This is a genomic window from Candidatus Enterococcus huntleyi (assembly GCF_009933175.1).
Lineage (GTDB): Bacteria > Bacillota > Bacilli > Lactobacillales > Enterococcaceae > Enterococcus_K > Enterococcus_K huntleyi.
Genome location: NZ_MAEJ01000002.1, coordinates 16,500 through 34,697, shown reverse-complemented (window position 1 = coordinate 34,697; position 18,198 = coordinate 16,500). Strand labels below are relative to the sequence as shown.

16 protein-coding genes and 2 riboswitches are annotated in these 18,198 nt (G+C 42.0%); of the genes, 12 read left to right on the top strand and 4 right to left on the bottom strand.

Annotation, left to right across the window (positions count from 1 at the left end; all coding sequences use genetic code 11):
• Nucleotides 1–4 precede the first annotated feature (4 nt).
• Nucleotides 5–274, bottom strand: a complete 270-nt coding sequence (locus tag BAU15_RS03200; protein WP_161841327.1) for an AbrB/MazE/SpoVT family DNA-binding domain-containing protein — start codon at nucleotides 272–274, stop codon at nucleotides 5–7.
• Between the two features lie 230 nt (nucleotides 275–504).
• Between BAU15_RS03200 and BAU15_RS03195 the strand changes: the two genes are divergently transcribed.
• The 8 genes from BAU15_RS03195 to BAU15_RS03160 all read left to right on the top strand — a co-directional run bounded on the left by BAU15_RS03195 (nucleotide 505) and on the right by BAU15_RS03160 (nucleotide 7,309).
• Nucleotides 505–1,275 (top strand): TatD family hydrolase, encoded by a 771-nt coding sequence (locus BAU15_RS03195; protein ID WP_161841326.1) that lies wholly within the window; start codon nucleotides 505–507, stop codon nucleotides 1,273–1,275.
• Complete coding sequence (gene rnmV, locus BAU15_RS03190) at nucleotides 1,275–1,868, top strand: ribonuclease M5 (protein ID WP_161841325.1); 594 nt, start codon at nucleotides 1,275–1,277, stop codon at nucleotides 1,866–1,868. Before BAU15_RS03195 ends, rnmV begins: the two co-directional genes overlap by 1 nt.
• Complete coding sequence (gene rsmA, locus BAU15_RS03185) at nucleotides 1,865–2,755, top strand: 16S rRNA (adenine(1518)-N(6)/adenine(1519)-N(6))-dimethyltransferase RsmA (RefSeq protein ID WP_161841324.1); 891 nt, start codon at nucleotides 1,865–1,867, stop codon at nucleotides 2,753–2,755. Before rnmV ends, rsmA begins: the two co-directional genes overlap by 4 nt.
• Before the next feature lie 193 nt (nucleotides 2,756–2,948).
• A riboswitch (TPP riboswitch) is annotated at nucleotides 2,949–3,049 on the top strand.
• 421 nt (nucleotides 3,050–3,470) lie between these two features.
• Complete coding sequence (gene tenA / locus BAU15_RS03180; protein ID WP_161841323.1) at nucleotides 3,471–4,148, top strand: thiaminase II; 678 nt, start codon at nucleotides 3,471–3,473, stop codon at nucleotides 4,146–4,148.
• Complete coding sequence (thiM, locus tag BAU15_RS03175) at nucleotides 4,135–4,938, top strand: hydroxyethylthiazole kinase (RefSeq protein ID WP_161841322.1); 804 nt, start codon at nucleotides 4,135–4,137, stop codon at nucleotides 4,936–4,938. The genes tenA and thiM overlap by 14 nt, the downstream gene beginning before the upstream one ends.
• Before the next feature lie 107 nt (nucleotides 4,939–5,045).
• Complete coding sequence (thiD, locus tag BAU15_RS03170) at nucleotides 5,046–5,861, top strand: bifunctional hydroxymethylpyrimidine kinase/phosphomethylpyrimidine kinase (RefSeq protein WP_161841321.1); 816 nt, start codon at nucleotides 5,046–5,048, stop codon at nucleotides 5,859–5,861.
• Nucleotides 5,854–6,492 carry a thiamine phosphate synthase gene (gene thiE / locus BAU15_RS03165; protein WP_237580118.1) on the top strand — a complete coding sequence of 213 codons (639 nt, stop codon included), beginning with the start codon at nucleotides 5,854–5,856 and terminating at the stop codon, nucleotides 6,490–6,492. The genes thiD and thiE overlap by 8 nt, the downstream gene beginning before the upstream one ends.
• Nucleotides 6,493–6,676: 184 nt before the next feature.
• Nucleotides 6,677–7,309, top strand: a complete 633-nt coding sequence (locus BAU15_RS03160) for a hypothetical protein (RefSeq protein ID WP_161841319.1) — start codon at nucleotides 6,677–6,679, stop codon at nucleotides 7,307–7,309.
• Nucleotides 7,310–8,584: 1,275 nt separating this feature from the next.
• Here the strand turns inward: BAU15_RS03160 and BAU15_RS03155 are convergent.
• Entirely contained in the window at nucleotides 8,585–9,694 is a 1,110-nt protein-coding gene (locus BAU15_RS03155; RefSeq protein ID WP_161841318.1) for an ABC transporter ATP-binding protein, read from the bottom strand.
• A gap of 200 nt (nucleotides 9,695–9,894) precedes the next feature.
• Here BAU15_RS03155 and mgsA point away from each other — a divergent pair, with 200 nt between their 5' ends.
• Nucleotides 9,895–10,317 carry a methylglyoxal synthase gene (mgsA, locus tag BAU15_RS03150; RefSeq protein WP_161841317.1) on the top strand — a complete coding sequence of 141 codons (423 nt, stop codon included), beginning with the start codon at nucleotides 9,895–9,897 and terminating at the stop codon, nucleotides 10,315–10,317.
• A gap of 329 nt (nucleotides 10,318–10,646) precedes the next feature.
• A riboswitch (THF riboswitch) is annotated at nucleotides 10,647–10,746 on the top strand.
• Nucleotides 10,747–10,784: 38 nt separating this feature from the next.
• Entirely contained in the window at nucleotides 10,785–11,306 is a 522-nt protein-coding gene (locus BAU15_RS03145) for a folate family ECF transporter S component (RefSeq protein WP_161841316.1), read from the top strand.
• 122 nt (nucleotides 11,307–11,428) lie between these two features.
• Here BAU15_RS03145 and BAU15_RS03140 read toward each other — a convergent pair whose 3' ends face one another.
• Both BAU15_RS03140 and BAU15_RS03135 read right to left on the bottom strand, forming a co-directional pair.
• The gene (locus BAU15_RS03140; protein WP_161841315.1) at nucleotides 11,429–13,198 is read right to left on the bottom strand and encodes an ABC transporter ATP-binding protein; all 1,770 of its coding nucleotides are present in this window, start codon (nucleotides 13,196–13,198) and stop codon (nucleotides 11,429–11,431) included.
• Nucleotides 13,188–14,918 (bottom strand): ABC transporter ATP-binding protein, encoded by a 1,731-nt coding sequence (locus tag BAU15_RS03135; protein WP_161841314.1) that lies wholly within the window; start codon nucleotides 14,916–14,918, stop codon nucleotides 13,188–13,190. The genes BAU15_RS03140 and BAU15_RS03135 overlap by 11 nt, the downstream gene beginning before the upstream one ends.
• A 477-nt stretch (nucleotides 14,919–15,395) precedes the next feature.
• Here BAU15_RS03135 and BAU15_RS03130 point away from each other — a divergent pair, with 477 nt between their 5' ends.
• Nucleotides 15,396–16,271, top strand: coding sequence for a putative ABC transporter permease (locus BAU15_RS03130; protein ID WP_161841313.1), 876 nt, complete (start codon nucleotides 15,396–15,398; stop codon nucleotides 16,269–16,271).
• A 232-nt stretch (nucleotides 16,272–16,503) separates the two neighbouring features.
• Entirely contained in the window at nucleotides 16,504–17,703 is a 1,200-nt protein-coding gene (locus BAU15_RS03125; protein ID WP_161841312.1) for a 3D domain-containing protein, read from the top strand.
• Nucleotides 17,704–18,198 lie beyond the last annotated feature (495 nt).

The following is an 18,198-nucleotide window of genomic DNA, read 5'->3' as shown; positions in this document are numbered from 1 at the left end:
CCGCTTATCGTATTTCATACCCAATTGGTTCTCCCAAATTTTGTAGGCTCGTTTGAAATTTTTTAGTTGTGTATCCAGAAAATAGTTCTTCAATCGTTAGCTCGTTTAATGTAGATGGATTTTTCGCTTCAATGATTAATTGATATCTGCCGTGATTGATTTCAAAGATAAATGTGACCTCATCTCCAGTTTGAATCTCGAGATAGTCCATAGCTTTTTTAGGAAGACGTAACCCGTAACTATCTCCCCAGCTTTCTATTTTTAATGTGTCCATAATACATCTCCTCTTTGTGCACCAAGCATAAGGTAGATAGCTACCTTTGTATAGCCTTAGATGAAATATTAATGAAAATAAGTAGTAAGTGGTTGATCATAATATAATGAATAGAGAAATAATTGAGGTATTCTACGCTTTTTTTCAGTAAATCAAGGGACGAGCATTCAGCTTTTGTGGGAAATATGATAAAGTAGGAAAGAACTCATTGATAGAGGAGACGAATCATTATGATTTTTGATACACATACACATTTAAATGCAGAGCAATTTGCTGATGATATTCCAGAAACGATTCAGCGGGCGCTTGACCTTGGCGTGACGGAGATGGCTGTTGTAGGCTTTGATACGCCGACGATTGAGAAGTCTTTGGAGCTGAGTCAGACCTACGATTCTATTTATAGTATTATTGGCTGGCATCCGACTGAGGCGGGGAGTTACACGAAAGAGATTGAGGAGCGTTTGCAGCATCAGCTGACTTTGCCGAAGGTTGTGGCTTTGGGCGAGATTGGCTTGGATTATCACTGGATGGAAGATCCTAAAGAGGTCCAAGATCGCGTGTTTCGCCGGCAGATGGCGATTGCGCGGGAGATGAATTTGCCGATTAGTATCCATACGCGTGAGGCGCTGGATGATACCTATAAGATTTTGAAGGAAGAAAAGGTTCAAACGATTGGCGGGATTATGCATAGTTTTAGTGGGGATGGCGAGTGGGCCAAACGCTTTTTGGATTTAGGTATGCATATTTCATTTAGTGGCGTCGTGACGTTTAAAAAAGCGTTGGATGTCCAAGAAGCAGCGACTCAGGTGCCGTTGGATAAACTTTTGGTTGAAACGGATGCACCTTACTTAGCGCCAGTGCCTTATCGTGGCAAACGAAATGAGCCTGGCTATACGCGTTATACGGCAGAGAAGATTGCGGAATTGCGAAATATACCGTTGGAAGAGTTAGCGAGAATTACGACTGAAAATGCCCATCGTTTATTTCGGTTAGAGAAATAATGGGGAAATTAAAAATTGAAGAAATCATTGTCGTCGAAGGAAAAGATGACACTCGGCGTTTGCAAGAAGTGGTTGAGGCCGATACGATTGAGACGATTGGCTCAGCGATTAACGAAGAAATTTTAATGCAGATTGAACATGCGCAAGAAACTCGTGGCGTGATTGTGTTTACGGATCCTGATTTTTCAGGGGAAAAAATTCGTAAGACGATTATGGAAGTCGTGCCAGATGCCAAGCATGCTTTCTTGCCGCGAAAAGATGCGGCGCCGAAAAAAAGAGGGACTAGTTTGGGCGTGGAACATGCTAGTGATGAAGCGATTTTAGAAGCTTTGCGAAAAGTCGTTACGCCGATCACTACGAAAGAGAAGCGCGACAATCAGACTGAATTTTCTGAGACTGCGATTACGCGAGAAGATTTAGTGGATTACGGCTTAATTGCCGGTGAGGGCGCTAAGGCACGCCGCGAGTTATTGGGTGATGAGCTGAGAATCGGCTATACCAATGGAAAACAGTTGGAAAAACGTTTAAGAATGTTTCGGATTACAGCAGATGAGCTGGCACAAGCGATGAAAAAAGTGGAGGAATCAATTTGACTGAGTATAAAGAAATTGCAACACCATCGAGAACCAAAGAAATTTTAAAAGAACATGGCTTTCAATTTAAGAAAAGCTTGGGCCAAAACTTTTTGACTGAGCCAAACATTTTACGCAAGATTGTCGAAACAGCTGCGATTGATGAAGAGACCAATGTCATCGAAGTTGGACCAGGAATCGGGGCATTGACGGAACAGTTGGCGATGAATGCCAAGGAAGTTTTGGCTGTCGAGATTGATGACCGCCTGATTCCCGTGTTAGCCGACACCATGCACCGCTACCCAAATGTGACGGTCGTTCACCAAGATGTCTTGAAGGCGGATTTGGTTGAGATGACGCGCGAACATTTTAGCGCAGACCTGCCGATAAAAGTCGTGGCAAACCTGCCGTATTACATCACAACACCAATTATGATGCACTTTTTGGACTCTGATTTAGAGGTCACAGAAATGGTTGTCATGATGCAAAAAGAAGTTGCAGATCGTATTTCAGCACAGCCGGGCACCAAAGCGTATGGCTCATTGACGATTGCCGTGCAATATTATATGGAAGCATCGATTGCCTTCATCGTGCCAAAAACAGTCTTCATTCCGCAACCGAATGTCGACTCAGCAATCCTAAAATTAACTAAACGCGAAACACCAGCTGTCGAAGTGACTGACGAAAAAGGATTCTTCAAATTGACGAAAGCTTCTTTCCAATCACGCCGCAAAACGTTGTGGAATAATTTGCAACAAACCTACGGAAAAACAGATGAAATCAAAGCATGGTTAACAAAAAGCTTAGAAATCGCCGAAATCGATCCAGGCCGCAGAGGCGAAACACTGTCCTTAGCTGAATTTGCTGCATTAAGTAACGCGATGGAAGCGAATCGGATTGCGGAATAAGTTGGAAGTAGCAGGAAATTAATTCGAAAACTAAATAATATAGAGCCAGAATGAGCGAGATATTCAGTCAGCGTAACAGCTGAAGGGGAATCGCGCTCATTCTTTTGCAATAAATAAAAGATATTACTGATTTTTAAGAAAGCCAAAACAAGTAATCAATCAAGGCAAGCCCACGTATCTATGTTATAATGAAAACAGTTACTAGGGGAGTCAATTTTGACTGAGATGTTCACACGAACGGACCCTTCGAACCTGTAAGTTGATACTTGCGTAGGGAAGTAGTCTAAAAATCAATCAGTAAGTTTGAAGACACTTCACGCAGGAAAAATCTGTGTTGAAGTGTCTTATTTTGCCAGTTGCCAGTTCCACTTACCAAGTACCGCAGTAGTGGAATGGTATGCGTAGAGCGATGATGTGAACTGGAACAGTTCACTCCATTTAAAAAGCTCTTAGCTGCTCAGCACAATAGTTCTAGGACCATCTAGTCGAATGCTATGCGTAGAGCGATAAAGGGAATTGGAACAATTCCCCTCATTTAGAAGCTCTTAGCTGCTCAACGCAAAGTTGCCGGACTAGTTAGTTGAATGCTAAACGTAATCTGACAAGCAATGGAATATTTCAAATTTCTGAAGCTAGTACCCCAGCCCTACCAAACCAAACAAACTCCTGATTGATCCAGACATCTTCCACTAAATTTATTTTAGGAGGAAAGAAATTGTTATTTACCGAAAAAATTAGAAAACGAGCAGCACCAATATGGGCACAGAGCATGAGGCACCCGTTCATAAAAGAGTTACAGAAGGGGACCTTAGCAGAGGATAAATTTCGTTTTTATCTGATTCAAGATTATTTTTACTTGCAGGCCTTTGCCGAGATTCATCGGACTGCAGCTGACAGTACAGAGGATTTAGAAATAAAAAAATTATTTTTGCAAAATATTGCTGGAATTGAGCGATCAGAGATCTCGGTGAGAGAGACATTTTTTGCAGAGCTTTCGATTACTGAGGAGGAGATTCGGCAAACCGATATGGCACCGAATACCTATCATTATATTTCGCATTTGTATCGCGCGGCTTATTCGGGAAGCGTTGGTCAGATGGTGTCGGCGTTATTGCCGTGTTATTGGTTGTATCAAGAGATTGGCGATGCGCTGATTGCTGAGGGTTCACCGCATTCATTGTATCAGCGGTGGATTGAAACCTATGAGAGTGAAGGGTACAAATTGACGGTTGAGGCGCAAAAAAATTTGACGAATCAATTGGCAGAAGCTGCGTCTGAAGAGGAACAGCAGTTGATGGAAGAGACCTTTGTGATTAGTAGTTATGAAGAATTGTATTTTTGGGAAATGAGCTATCAAAAAGAAGAATGGAGTAATAAATATGTATCCTTATAAGTTGGTTGATGAAATGAGAGTCCAAAATCCGCTTGTCCACAACATTACGAATATTGTCGTGGCTAACGATTCGGCGAATGGTCTGTTGGCGATTGGCGCGTCGCCGTTTATGTCGAGTGCCGTGCCTGAAATGGCTGAAGTGGCTGGGATTGCGGATGTCGTGGTTTTAAATATGGGTACGCTGAATGAGGAACAGATTGAGGCGATGGAGATTGCTGGAACGACTGCCCGAAAGCTGGGCAAACCGGTTGTCTTTGATCCAGTCGGGATTGGCGCGACGAGTTTTAGAAAGACTGCAGGCATTCGCTTGATTGAAATGATTAAGCCGACATTGATACGGGGGAATGCTGGCGAAATTGCGACCTTGGCTGAAGCGGATTGGTCGGCTAAAGGCGTCGATGCTGGCTCGGGCGAGGGTGATGTGGTGGCTATGGCGAAAACGGTGGCGAAGAAATATCACACGTTTGTCGTAGTCAGTGGCGTGGAAGATGTGATTACCGATGGCGAAAAGACTTATCTTGTCAAAAATGGTACGAGCTATTTTCCTTCTATGACTGGTGCTGGCTGCCTGCATTCCTGTGTCTGTGGTGCTTATCTGGCATTGACTGAGAAACCTGTGATTGAGCAAGTCGTGGTTGCCAGTGCGATGTACGCGTTAGCCGGTGAATTGGTGGCGGATATGTTGCCGGTCTTAGCAGTGGGCTCGTTTAGAAATAATTTATTGGATCAGTTGAGTCAAATGGATACCCTTTCGGTGCAAGAGAATTCACGGATTGAAAAAGTTGACTAAAAAGGAACCAGAAATAAATTGACGACTGAAACAAAATTGAAACTGATTAACTAATAAATCGATAAAAAGTAGATGGATGAAAATCGAAAATTGAGAGGATGGATCAAATGAATGAGACGATACAGGCATTAACGATTGCGGGCTTTGATGGTGGCGGAGGCGCTGGCATGCAGGCGGATTTAAAAACGTTTCAAGAACGCCGAGTGTTCGGAACTTCTGTTTTGACGGCGTTGCCGATTCAAAATACGAAAGGCGTGACGAATGTTTTTGATTTGCCGATTGAGGCGCTAAAAGAGCAATTGGCCAGCATTAAAGATGACTTTAAAATTTCTGCGGTTAAGACAGGGATGTTATTTACGGATGAAATTACCACAATAGTTGCGGAATTTTTGAAGACGGCCGATTTTGGACCGTTAGTGGTGGATCCGGTGATGATTGCCAAGAGCGGTCATGCACTTTTGAAGGATTCAGCTGTGCACGCGGTGAAGGAACGTTTATTGCCATTGGCTTGCGTGGTGACGCCGAATGTGCCGGAAGCGGAAGTCTTAACGGGCATGAAAATTACGACCAAAGCGGAGATGATTGAAGCAGGGCAATTGATTCAACAAATGGGCGCAAAAAATGTGGTAGTTAAGGGTGGCCATCATGTGGAGGGTGCCGAATCTGAGGATATGCTTTTGTTAGAAAATGGCCAAGTTGAATGGCTGGCTGGCAAACGGATTGATACGAAAAATACTCATGGGACCGGCTGCACCTTTTCGGCTTGCATCACGGCAGAGTTAGCCAAAGGAGCGAATGCCCTTGAGGCAGTTACGACGGCGAAAGCCTATATTCAAGCAGCGATTGAAGATGGGATTTCTGTCGGTCACGGCAATGGACCGACTAATCATTGGGCGTATCGCAAGGTGGAAGCCCATGACTAAGATTGAAGAAATGTTAGCAGTTTATTTTATCGCCGGGACGCAAGATATTGTGCAAGGGAATTTATTTTCTGTGTTAGAAGAAGCTTTACAAGCGGGTATTACTTGTTTTCAATATCGCGAAAAAGGGGCGGGTAGTTTGACTGAACCAAGTGAGATTGAAGAAACGGCTAGAAAGTGTCAGGAATTATGCCGAGCATACAAGGTGCCGTTTTTAATCAATGATGAAGTTGAATTAGCTTTAAAGATTGGTGCGGATGGCGTACATGTCGGGCAATCGGATCAAGCGATCGAAGAAGTGTTGCGCTTGTTTGATGGGAAGATCGTTGGATTATCCTGCGAGACAGCAGCACATGTGGAGAAAGCCAATCAACTGCCAGGAATTTCTTACTACGGTATCGGTCCAGTATTTGGCACCGTCTCTAAAGCTGATGCGGTACAACCCATCGGCGTAGAAAAATTGGCTGACTACGCACGTCTGGCGCAAAAACCAGTCGTAGCAATTGGTGGGATTAGTTTGGAAAATGGTCAAGAAGTCTTGGCGACAGGTGTTCAAGGCGTTTCAGTTATCTCAGCAATCACGCGAGCAGAATCAATTGAGGAAGCTGTTGAGGGATTGAAGAAAAGAAAGTAAAAGTTATCAGAAAAAAATATTGAGGCACTTCACTAGTCATAAAGTGAGGTGTCTTTTTTTACGTGACCAATAAAATAATTTTTGAAAAAGAATTCAAACTAATATGTCTTGACAGCTCTGTGGAAAGAAAGCTACAATAGGGATTGTAAAATATGTCTTGACACAAAAACGAGGAGTCCTTCAAATGAAAAAGAATTCAGTTCGACAGTTAACAATCACCGCACTACTGATTGCCATGGGGATAATTATTCCACTGGTGATGCCAAAAATCATGATTCCGCCCGCTTCCTTCACCTTAGCGAGTCACGTGCCCTTATTTATTGCGATGTTTTTCTCACCCGGCGTAGCGATTGCGGTGGCTTTGGGAACAGCTTTTGGCTTTTTCCTTTCTGCGCCAGTCATCATTGCTTTACGCGCGCTCTCACATATTGTTTTTGCCTTAGTTGGTGCTTGGTTTCTTCAAATGAGACCGGATATTGTTTTGGTCGATGGAAAGTTTTCGTTGGGGAACTTGCGGTTTCAAAGTTTTAATTTGGTTATCGGCATCATTCATTCAGTCTTTGAAATGCTAGTGGTCAGTGCTTTCTTCTTTATGGGTAATATGCCAGATAGCTATTATGCCGATGGTTATTTTTACACAGTATTTGTGTTGATGGGGATTGGCGGGCTGATTCATAGTCTAGTCGATTACAATATTGCTTACTTTGTAGCAGGGACTTTGAGTAAACATTTCGATGTACCAATTTTTACGAAAGCTAAAACAAGTAATCGAGGACAAGTTCTACCATTTCAAAAGAAAGCAAAAGTTAGTCGCTAAATTTTTAGCATTAATTGTATGAGTTTAGAGTGTGAGATGAAACTAGATTTTAGTTTTATCTCACACTCTTTTTTTGTTAGAAAATATGATTAACCGAGGAATACTCAGTACGAAAAAACTCCTAACTCATTAGACTATAGTTGGTTTCCCGACCGCTACAGTAAACAAATTAGGAGATACCTTTAATGAAAAAAGGTTAAAGAAATTCTATCATATAGAGCATAGAGCTGTAAATATCAGATGGCTAGTTTTAAGCGATGGGGATTAGCGGCTCGTTATTGAGTTGAGCAGCTAGGAACGGGTAAATAATGAAAATGTACCATTTTCTTTATTGTCCTACGCATACCATTCCTACTAGTGCTGAGGTAAGGAAGCGAACTGTTCCAGTTCACTATTATCGCACAACGTTTACCATTCCACTACTCTGACACTTGGTAAGTGGAACTGGCAACTGGTAAAAAATATAGCTCGCCAGAGGGTAGCTGGCGAGCAAAGGAGTTAAAAAATGAAAAAGTGTTTTTGTTAGGGTTGTTTGTTGGTATGTATATAATATAACGGATAAGTTTGAATAAATTGTGACGGAAGTGTAGTGAAAGAGTAAAGAATTCAGTAGGGAAATGTTAAGGATGAGATTATATAGGTGAGACGTAGAGTACTAATATAGAGTTGAGTGGCTAAGGACTGGCAAAGTAGAACTGGTAACAAAATTAAAGCTCGCCAGAGGGTAGCTGGCGAGCAAAGGAGTTAAAAAATGAAAAAGTGTTTTTGTTAGGGTTGTTTGTTGGTATGTATATAATATAACGGATAAATTTGAATAAATTGTGACGGAAGTGTAGTGAAAGAATAAAGAATTCAGTAGGGAAATGTTAAGGATGAAATTGTGTAGGTGAGAGGCAGGGTGCTGCTATTGAGTTGAGTGGTTAGGGACGGATAAGGAATGAAAATGTGCCATTTTCTTTATTGTCCTACGCATACCATTCCGCTGCTAGATGATCTTGGAACTATAGAGTTGAGCAGCTAGGAGCTTTTAAAGGAAGTGAATTGTTCCAATTCACAGGATTGCTCTACGCATACCATTCGACTACTGCGATACTTGGTTAGTCGAACTGGCAAAGTCGAACTGGCAAGCTAGGGGCGAGTAAGGTAATGAATTGTTCCAATTCAATTTATTGCCCTACGCATATTATCCCGCTACTGCGATACTTGGTAAGCGGGACTAACAAAATAGACCCTGCTGTCTTTTAACAGCAAGGCCTAGAAAAGGGGGACCGTGGTTTAAGGTAACTTGATCACGTCTTCTGATTCTTTGTCGAAGAAGTGAGCTTTACTGATGTTGAATGCTAGGTCAACTACTTCACCTGGACGGTGGAAGTCGCGGGCATCAACTTTTGAGATAAATTCTGTATCGCCGATTCTTGTATAAAGCATAGTTTCAGCTCCAAGTAATTCAGAAACGACTACTTCAGAACGAACAACTGCTTCAGGTGTAGCATCTAAAACAACTTGTTCACTGTGGATATCTTCAGGACGAATACCAAAGACGATTTCTTTGCCATCGTAGCCTTTTTCAACTAAAATTTTATTTTTTCCTTCAGGAATGCGTAATTCTAAGCCATGTCCGTCAGTGATAACACCGTTATTAAGTGTTACGTTGAAGAAGTTCATTGCTGGTGAACCGATAAATCCGGCTACGAACATGTTTACTGGTGTATCGTAAACTTCTTTTGGAGAACCGATTTGTTGGATGAAACCGTCTTTCATGATAACGATACGGTCAGCCATTGTCATCGCTTCTGTTTGGTCATGGGTAACGTAGATTGTTGTTGTTTCTAAACGTTGGTGTAATTTAGCTATTTCGGCACGCATCGCTACACGCAATTTAGCATCCAAGTTAGATAAAGGTTCATCCATTAGGAAGACTTTTGCATCACGTACGATGGCACGACCTAAGGCAACACGCTGACGTTGTCCACCAGATAAAGCAGCTGGTTTACGTTTTAAGTATTCAGTTAAGCCTAAGATTTCAGCAGCGCTATCAACACGTTTTTGAATATCAGCTTTGTCATATTTACGAAGTTTCAAACCGAATGCCATATTGTCAAATACAGTCATATGTGGGTATAAAGCGTAGTTCTGGAATACCATTGCGATGTCACGATCTTTAGGAGCGACATCATTCATCACTTTTCCACCGATCTCTAATTCGCCTTCAGTGATATCTTCAAGGCCCGCGATCATACGTAGAGTTGTTGATTTACCACAACCAGAAGGTCCAACGAAAACGATGAACTCGCGATCTGCGATATCTAAATTAAAGTCAGTTACAGAATAACTATCTGCGTTATCATATTTTTTATAAACGTGTTTCAATGCCATTTCTACCATATTGAATTCACTCTTTCTGTTAATTAATTTTTTATTATATTGAAAGTATAGCTGAAAGCGTTATCTACATTCAATGGTAACGTGCACAAGAAAATCACTAGTTTTTCGTCAGATTGACAAATGAGGAAATATTTTTGGGTAATTTGTCGAAGGTTTTGGTAAAATAGACTTATAAGTATCGATAGAAGGAGGGAACAAATTTGAAAATAGCTTTAATTGCCCATGACCGTAAAAAAGATTTAATGGTACAAATGACGACAGCCTACAAACATATCTTAGAGCCACATGAATTATTTGCGACAGGAACCACTGGTATGCGAATCGAAGAAGCGACTGGCTTACCCGTGCATCGTTTTAAATCAGGTCCATTAGGTGGCGACCAACAAATCGGCGCAATGATTTCTGAAGATAATATTGATATGGTGATTTTCCTACGTGATCCATTAGCAGCGCAACCACATGAACCGGATGTGACTGCTTTGATTCGTTTGAGTGATGTCTACGAGATTCCTTTGGCAACAAATATTGGGACGGCTGAGATATTGATTCGCGGCTTAGATGCTGGCTTTGCTAACTTCAGAGAAATCGTCCACGAAAACGACAATCGCCCAATATCTTTCTAAGATGATTCGAGTAAAAGTTTAAATGGAACCGAAAAAAACCACTCTTGATGAGTGGTTTTTGTCTTATATAGAGTTATTTAAATAAAGTAGGGGAACTTAATAACTCCTTAATACTCTTTGCATTTAAACAGATTTTTCAATCAGCATACCGCTGAAAATTAATGGGTAATAGAAGATTTTTTCGTTCTGATTTTGCATGTATACGTATACACAGGTTTCATTTCGTCTAGTACCGAACATTCCCCAAAAAAAGCCTAGCCAAAGAGCGAGTTTGATTGCTTAGGCAGGATAGTCTGTGCTATATTCTTTATAGGCTTAGGCCTAATAAAATCAGAGTAGGAAACGAAGCGTTAAGTGCTGAGGGGATGGGATGTTGCCTTTTGGACGAAGAATTGAGAGATTCGCGGTTTTGTTTTCGCATTCGCTGCATATTTATTGTGTAGCAACTCTTTGAGGAGATGCTAGAAATGAAAAGAAAGATTGACGGTCGAATGATTGCTGTCATGGGCTTACTCATCGCTATGATGGTGGTCCTATCACAAGTTTTAGGTTTTGAGCTTCAATTTATTAAGATTACGTTTACCTTTGTTCCGGAATTAATCATGGGCTTATTATTTGGCCCGCTATGGACGGGGATTGGGGCAGCTGTTGCAGATGTGATTGGCATGATGCTCTTTCCGAAAGCCGCTTTTTTCATCGGCTTCACGATTAATGCCTTTGTCGGTGGGGTCGTGTACGGGCTCTATTTTCACAAGAAGGAAGTCACCGTATTGCGCGCGTTTTTGTGCACACTGACGAATACGATATTAATTTCCCTACTATTAACGCCATTATGGTTATCAATCATGTACAATGTGCCGTTGAACAGCTGGGCAATTTGGAGCCCACGTTTGATCAAAGTAGCGGTTATGTTGCCACTAGAAACGATTATGCTCTACTTGGTGGGCGCTGCCTTACCTTATCGCAAATGGGTCAAAAAATTCGCATAGATAAATAAACGAAACTAGCGCCAGCCATCCCAAAGGCGACTAGTTTTCAATAGAAAGCCCTCTAGAATTCAGGATTGACTGAATTCTAGAGGGCTTTTTGAGTTCGTTTCTTTTGGATTACTTTAACTACTTTGCGCGGTGAACTGTGCTTCGTAAAGGCGCTTGTAGTAGCCGTCTTGTTTGAGCAGCTCGTCGTGGCTGCCAATTTCGACGATTTGACCTTGGTCGATGACGAGAATTTTATCGGCGCTTCGAATGGTTGAGAGGCGATGGGCGATGACGAAGCTGGTTCGTCCGTGCATCATTTGTAAGAAGGCATCCTGAATTTTGGCTTCGGTTAGTGTATCGACGGAGCTGGTGGCTTCATCGAGGATCAGCATTGGCGGATTACTAATCATGGTACGGGCAATCGTCAAGAGTTGGCGTTGTCCTTCTGATATTTTCAAACCTTGTTCACCGATAATCGTGTCGAGTTTTTCAGGGAGACGTAGCACAAAGTCATACATATGAGCAGCTTTTAGCGCTTGATAGATTTCTTCGTCAGAGGCGTGATCATTGCCGTATTGCAAGTTTTGGCGAATCGAGCCTTCAAAGAGCCAGGTGTCTTGCAGGACCATCCCAAAGCTTTGTCGCAATTCTTCGCGGACCATCTGCCGAATATCGATACCGTCAATTTTGATTGTGCCTTGATTGACTTCATAAAATCGCATTAATAGGTTAACTAGGGTTGATTTTCCAGCGCCCGTTTTACCGACAATCGCGATGGTTTGGCCAGGTGTGGCAGTGAAGGTGAAGTCTTCAATCAATGGTTGATTCTGATTATAGGAAAAGTAGACATGGTCAAATTCGACGGTGCCCGTGATGTCTTTGGCCGAGCGTTCGATGGCATCTGGTTGGTCGGCTGTTTCGATTGGCTGATTGATGATCTCAAAGGTCCGCTCGATACCGGCAAGGGCGGTCTGAATTTGTGTCGTGATTCCGGATAATTCGATAAAAGGTTTTGAAAATTGGGTCGAGTAAATCGTGAAGCTTGAAATCACGCCGACAGTGACTAGCGGGTTACCAGAAAGTACGATTAGTCCTCCAACTAAACCGATTGCCACATAGGCTAAATGATCCACGAAGCGTGACGATGGATTCGATAAAGAGGAGGAAAATTGCGCTTTTTGTCCCCGCGTATAGAGTTCCTGGTTGAAGGCTTCAAAGGTTTGTTGCGTATAGGCTTCTTGTTGAAAGGCTTTGACCAGTTTCTGATTGGCAATCATTTCATTAATATAGCCTGAAATTTCACCGACGACTTGCTGTTGCGCAGAGAAATTGGCTTGGGAAGCTTTAGCAATCAACCAATTGACGAGAAAAATGATGGGCGTTGAGCATAAGACGACCAGTGTTAGCAGCGGACTTAGGCGTATCATAAAAATAAAGGCTACGAGAACCGTGGCAAAACCGGAAAAGAGTTGATTGAAGACAGCTGCACAGGCGACCGAAATATTATCCATATCATTGGTGAAACGGCTGACAATATTGCCGTGAGCATTCTGGTCATAGTAACTCAGCGGTAATTTATTCAGATGGCTAAAGGCGTCTTTGCGCAATTTTGCGACAGCTAAGTAAGAAACACGATTGCCTAGCCGTTGAATCAGCCATTGACTGACGACGGTTAATAGTACGATACCAGCAAAAAGTAATAGGATCTCGATTAATTTTGTGAAATTAACTTGGCCGAGACCGATCATCTGATCGACGGATTGTCCGATTTGATAGGTCATTAGGACGGAGGTGATGCCACTGACTAGGCCCAAGATGACGGCGGTCATAATTTCCTTTGGATAGGCAGAAAGGTAGGGCATAAACTGCTTCAATGCTTTAAAATTGAACTTTCTAGGCTTCATGAGATCCCTCCTCTGCTTGTGATTGGACAATTTCTTGATAGTCGCTTGAGTGCTTGAGTAACTCTTGATGCGTTCCTTTGGCGACTAATTTTCCGCTCTCCATGACCAAAATTTGTTGCGCTTCTTGAATGGAACGAATGCGCTGAGAAATGATGATGACGGTGGCGGTTAAATCTCGTTGAAGGGCACGGCGTAAGTCTAAGTCAGTCTGATAATCTAAGGCGCTCAACGAATCGTCTAAGATTAGTAACTCAGGCTTGGCAATTAAGGCGCGGGCGATGGTTAGACGTTGTCGCTGACCACCAGAAAAATTCTTACCGTTTTCCAGAATCAAGGTATCCAGTTGTTCAGGAAGATTTTGTGCAAAGTCTAGACATTGAGCGGTGCGCAAGGCAGCCCAACATTCTTCATCTGTAGCGTCGCGTTTACCCCATTGTAAATTCTCCCGAAGCGTGCCGCTAAATAAAACAGCTTTCTGGGGGACCAAGGCGATTTTCTGACGTAAATCAGAAAGCGACCAGTTACGCACATCTAAGTGGTTCACCGTAATTTCCCCTCTGGAGATATCATAAAAACGGGGAATCAATTGGGCAATCGTGGTTTTCCCGCTACCTGTTGGACCAGTAATCCCTAGAACGGTGTTGCGTCGAAGCCGGAACGTGATATCCGTCAATGCGAGTCCAGAGTCGTCAGTATACCGAAAGTCGACATGAGAAAAATCAATAAAGAGCGGATCTTTTGCGGGAGCGGTGGTGGCATTCTGTGGCTCAACTAACCGATTTTCCGTATTAAAGACCTCATTCACACGGCTAGCAGAAGCAGCAGCGCGAGTGAAAATAATGACTAAATTCGAGACGATAATCAGGGCCAGTAGCATCTGATTCATATAATTGATCAGTGCCAAAACTTCCCCTTGCTGCAAGCTGCCAATGTTAATCTTAATGCCGCCAACATAGAGTAGCAGAATAATTCCACCGTTCATAATCAATGTGGTGAGCGGGCTGAGGAGTGCTGAAATATTGGTGACACGTTGATAGACCGCTGACAAATCATCGCTAGTTTCGGCAAATTGGCGCGTTTCTGTCTTGGTACGAGCAAAGGCGCGAATCACGCGGACGCCGCTCAAATTTTGATTGACTAACTCATTCAGGTGATCTAATTTCTGCTGCACTTTTTTATACAATGGGACTGTTTTTTTGATGATAAAATACAAAATCACGCAGAAAATAGGCAGTAGGCCTAAGAATAAAAGCCCCATTTGAACATTAATATAAAAGGCCATGATAACGGAGCCGATGCTTAAGAAGGGCGCGCGAATCACGAGACGGATCAGCATCGCTAAAGCCAACTGCAGCTGATTGATATCATTGGTCATGCGAGTAATCAAGGTATCTGTCCCGAAATGGTTCAATTCTGAGTGAGAAAAAGTGTTAATCTTGCGCATCAGCTGATTCCTCAGCTCCGTGCCAAACCCTTGTGAGGCAATCGACGCGTAATATTGGCAGGTGATGGCGAAAATCCAGCCTACCACAGACATCAGAACCATCCATAAACTATACTTGATGACCGTCGCTTGATCCCCGGCCTGGATTCCCTGATCCACTAAGCGAGCCATTAATAAAGGTAAAATAAGTTCAAAAACGGCTTCCAAAAACTTGAAGACCGGGCCGAGAATTATTTGTTTGCGGTAATTTTTGGCAAAACGCAGTAACTTAATCATCAAATTCCTCCAATATAAGTGCAATTTTCTTGATGGGTTTATGGTTCGTGCCGTCAGCTGCTAGCTAGATTGCCTCAGTTAACTAGAATGGCTAGGCTAACTAGTTTACTTAGGTTACCGAGACTAGCTAGCTTGTCTAGATCCTAGATTAACCAGATTGACTAGATCAATCAGTAGCAGACTAACGGGTTATTCTTTCTATCTAAATGATTTTTTATTGGTGTGCATCACTTAATACTATAGAAGGAAACTGTTCGAAGTGGAAAAATAAAACTTGAATGCAACAACGAATACAAGCATCCGATGCAATGTGAACGTAATCCGTGTAATTTTTTTGATGTTTTCTGAATAAATTGCTTGTGTTCATTGTATCTTAATCGTTTGGCGAGATAAAGCAAAGGAGATAGTTTTTTGATATGCTTAGGGATTTTTGAGTGAGTTTGTTACAATGTAGGGTAACTAAGAGAGGAGCTTTGTATGGCAGAGTTTAATCGAGTGATCTTGCTATTTTTTATTTATTCATTTATTGGCTGGCTGTGGGAGACGGTGTATTGCTCATTGAAGGCCAAGCATTTCGTTTATCGGGGCTTTTTAGTCGGACCGATTACGCCTATTTATGGCTTTGGTATCCTGGGTGTTTTGTATTTCATTGAGCCGTTCCAACAAAATTTATTCCTACTTTACGGTTTGTCAGCGATACTAGTGACGATACTGGAATACCTGACAAGTTATGTCTTGGAAAAATTATTTCACGCCACTTGGTGGGATTATCATGATGTGCCGCTAAATATTAATGGGCGTGTGGCAGTGCCAGTCTCCTTGTTTTGGGGCATTGGCTGTGTGCTAATTGTGCGGGTGGTTCATCCGAGAGTGCTTATACTGGAAGAGTTTTTAGTGGATAAATTTCAATTTTATTTGCCAATCGCGCTAGTCTGCATTACACTAATCGACTTGACTTACACAATCATTAATATGGCAGCCTTCAAGAAAGCGACTCAACAGTTAGAAGAGGCCATCGAGTTACGTAAGGCGGAGCTGCAAGTGAGTTTGGATGAGACGAAGGATGAGTTTTCGAAAAGAATTGCCGAGGCGCGAGAAAATGCGACGAGTCGCTTCGATCAATTAACGGCTGACGTTGCAAACTATCGTAAAGATAAGCCAACGGCAGCGGAATGGCTGCATTCTTTCCAAGAGAATCCTAAATTAAAAGCGAACTTACCAAAATTAAATCTGACACAACGCCGTTTGTTGAAAAATTTCCCCAAATTAAAACTAATGGATGCTAAGAACACAGAAGATATCCGTCAGTTGGTCGAGTTATTGAAGAAAAACAATGAAGAGAAACGGAAATGATAGAGGAGTTTCCTGTATAAATCCTCCCTTATTTCAAAAAAACAGTAGTTTTTTATAGCGGTAGATAAAGGCTGGTTTCATATTTTGCAAGTGAAACGAAAATTAAAATCGTGTTACATTGATTGTGCGAAAATCACAAAATGTAATAAAATGTAATCTGTCTGAAATATTTATCGGTGATTTCATTTGTATAATAGATAGGGTGTAAATCATAGGAAAGGTGTTGGATTCAGTGAAAGCAAAAAAACTTAAGGCAGTAGTGACCTTGTTGATTATGACAAATTTACTATTCCCTATGTTTGCTAGTGCAGAATCGCTCGATACTTTAAATGAAAAAGAGAGCGCAGCGATGCGCCAAGGGGAAGAAATCAGCCGGCAGGTTCAAGCGACATTGGATGATGTCAATGCGAAGTACGCTGAGGTAGAGAAGCTGAAAGAGAAGATTTCTGATAATGAGAATTCTTTGAAAGAGGCACAGAGCGAAATAAAAGTAACCGAACAAAATATCGAAAGACGCAAAGAGGCGATGGCCGAGCGTTTACAGGATATTCAATTAAATGGTGGGACAGAAAGAACCTTACAAGCATTGGTAGAAGCGGATGACTTTGGGGAATTCTTCAACCGTGCGTACGGCATGTCCGTTATGCAAAATGCCGAAAAAGAAAAAGTAACTAGTTTGAATGAAGAAAAAGCTAAGCTAGAGGACTTGCAGGCAGAAGTTAAGGCAACACAAGCAACCTTGAAGGATAATCAAGTGGATCTTGAGTCAGAGATGGATTCGTTGAGTGGGAAAATCAGTGGCTTAAAGCAACAGCTTGCTGAAAACGAAGCAGTTCTTTCACAGATTGCGCAAAGTAAAGAAGTTGAACAGGCGAGAATTCAGGCCGAAGCGGCACGCAAAGAACGTGCTGCCAAAGAAGCAGCAGAAGCGAAAGCTGCCCAAGAAAAAGCCGCGAAGGAAGCGGAAGCTAAGAAAAAAGCGGACGAAGCCAATAAAGCGGCAAATACAAAACCAGATACCTCGAACGATTCATCGACGGGTGCCGGAACAACGGCGCCACCAGCAGAATCAACGGATACAGGAAATTCTGGTAACACGGGCAACACTGATAATGGTAGTAACAGTGGCAATACCGGAAATAATGGAAGCAAAACCTTGTATGTAGAATCGACTGCTTACTCATATACTGAAGCAGGCGCAAGTTTCTATACGGCTACTGGAATTGACTTACGAAAAAATCCAATGGTCATTGCCGTAGACCCAAACGTTATTCCATTAGGTTCAATCGTTGAAGTCCAAGGCTATGGTATTGCGGTTGCTGGGGATACCGGTGGCGCAATTAAAGGGAATATCGTGGATGTCCATTTCCCAACTAGAGATCAATGTCTGATCTGGGGACGTCGTTATAACGTGAAAGTTACAATTATGTAGGTAAAATTAAATAATGAATGTAAAAAGTACTGGCTGAGGAATTCCTCTATCAGTACTTTTTTTGCTAAAGGGATTGTAACTATAACAAATGCTAGGAAGCTTCTTAAGGTAGGTTTTCTAATTCTTTGTACTGAGATTAACCCTGTATTTAATCCGACTCATTGTGTATTAGTTGGAAATTAGAAATTGTTCACTAGTCCTCATTCGCACTGTTTTCAGGTTTTTTAGTAAAGTCTTAAAGTACAAGAACCCATTGTCTAGTGGGTTTTACCTCTAAAATCATTCAATTCAGCTCATTTTTACTCTTAAAAAGTGTGCGAATGAGGACTAGTGATGAAAAATTAGATAATTACGACTCATAAAATGTTTGGATTGAAACGTGTAAAGGTCGAATAATCCTATAGATACGGGATTTTATGGCTAATTTATTTTGAAAATAATCTGAAATAAAGCCTGAATTTAGTTATATTCATTGTATATTCGCTGGAAACTCCA